Origin of the sequence: Kiloniella spongiae, from assembly GCF_001026905.1 — a bacterium.
In the GTDB taxonomy this organism is placed as follows: Bacteria; Pseudomonadota; Alphaproteobacteria; order Kiloniellales; family Kiloniellaceae; genus Kiloniella; species Kiloniella spongiae.
Genome location: NZ_LAQL01000043.1, coordinates 1 through 1,966, shown reverse-complemented (window position 1 = coordinate 1,966; position 1,966 = coordinate 1). Strand labels below are relative to the sequence as shown.

At 54.4% G+C, this 1,966-nt stretch carries 1 protein-coding gene; it reads left to right on the top strand.

All coding sequences use genetic code 11. From position 1 onward, the window contains the following. Positions 1–1,892, top strand: a 1,892-nt coding sequence (locus tag WH96_RS22180; protein WP_047766172.1) for a glycine-rich domain-containing protein, incomplete at its 5' end; no start/stop codon positions are given. Between the last annotated feature and the right edge of the window lie 74 nt (positions 1,893–1,966).

Sequence of the window (1,966 nt, the reverse complement as noted above, 5' to 3'; positions counted from 1 at the left end):
GCGGTGGCGGTGGCGGTGGTGGTTCTGGCGCGATTGTACAAAAGTTGATTGCTGTAAACCCGGGGGACGTTATTCCGGTGTCTGTCGGCGCCGGGGCTGAAGCGTCAATATATACTCATCCCACCTATGGAAAAAATACAGATGGTACGAGCGGTGAAGAGAGCACTTTTGGAGCATTTCTAACTGCAACTCCAGGCAGCGGAGGCGGAGGTGCCTATTCTCAACATCAATCCTCTGGTGCTGGTGGTGTCGCTGGAACTGGTGGTGTTGCCAGTGGGGGAGATACTTTAAATATTGACGGTCAAAATGGTTTGCCGGGCGAGCATGCCTCGACAGTCAGTGGGAACTATCTTTATGCCGAGGGCGGCCTTGGTGGTACGGGTTATGTCTTGGAAGGCATCAACTGTGGGGCGGGGGGAGCTGGCCCGAAAAAAATGGCAAATAAAACTCAAAAACCAAGTCATCCGGGAAGCGACGGCTGCGCCTTGATTGAGTGGGGGGCTGCACTTGATGAGCCTGTTGATGATGGTTCTGGAAGCGAGCTTTATGCGACAGCTGGCGTACATAACTGGGTTGTTCCCGATGGCGTAACCGCTGTTCGAGTTTCTGTTGTTGGCGGTGGTGGTTCTGCTGGTGCGATGGGGACGTGGACTTCCGGTGCAGACAACTCATTGTCTTCTCGCGGTGGCGGTGGCGGCGGTGGTGGCAGTGGCGCCTATCTTCAGAAAATTATAACTGTGATGGCGGGTGATATCATTCCTGTGACTGTTGGTACAGGCGGTGCGGCATCTGTTTATACACATCCGACTTATGGCAAGAATGCGGACGGCAAAAGTGGGGAACAAAGTGCCTTTGGCAGTCTCTTAATTGCCGCCTCAGGACAAGGCGGTGGCGGCGCCTATTCTCAATACCGTTCCAGCGGTGCAGGTGGTGTTGGCGGCGCAGGTGGTATTGCCGCTGGTGGTACTCTTGTTAATCTCAACGGACAAAGTGGTCAACCAGGTGATCCCTATTCCACAGCGGGCGGCAATTATGTGCATGCCAATGGCGGTCCGGGCGGTAATGGTTATTTAGTGCAGGGCACCAATTGTGGTGCTGGTGGGTCGGGGCATACCAAGAGCAATCATACCTACAATACGGATCCGGGAAGTGATGGTTGTGTCCTGATTGAATGGGGGCCGGAGATTTTGGAGCCAGTTAATGATGGCGCGGGCAGTGAGTTTCATCATACGTCTGGTGTACTCAACTGGACCGTCCCATCGGATGTTGCGGCTGTTAAAGTAACACTTGTTGGGGCTGGTGGTAGTGGCGGACAGAACGGTACCTGGGTTGGGTCTGGCTCATTTGTTCCCGGCGGCGGCGGCGGCGGCGGTGGCGCCGGGGCTGTCGTACAGAAAATACTGGCTGTTACCCCCGGTGATATCATTCCTGTGACGATTGGTGGTGGTGCTGAAGCATCCATTTATGCCCATCCTGTCTATGGAAAAAATACGGATGGTACCGGTGGGCAGCAAAGCACCTTTGGCACACTGTTAACTGCAGCGCCGGGGTTGGGCGGAGGCGGTGGTTATTCACAATATCGTTCCAGCGGTGCTGGCGGTGCTGCAGGTACTGGTGCAGTCGCAAGTGGTGGTGACCTTCTCAACATAAATGGCCAAGATGGTACCGTCGGCGATCCATCTTCGACCGCAGGAGGAACTTATCTCTATGGACATGGTGGGAACGGCGGCGAAGGCTATTTGCTAGAGGGTATCAGTTGTGGTGCAGGCGGTGCAGGGCCTGCCAAAAAAGCAGGACTTGGCCAAGACCCGAGCATGCCGGGAAGCGATGGTTGTGCCCTGATTGAATGGGGGCCTGATATCACGGCTTCTGGCGCCGGAGGATCTTCGTGATTATGAGCTGTTCTAACCTGTTATCTGATTTATTTAAAAAGCGTAAGAATATAAGTGACATTGAAGAACTGTCA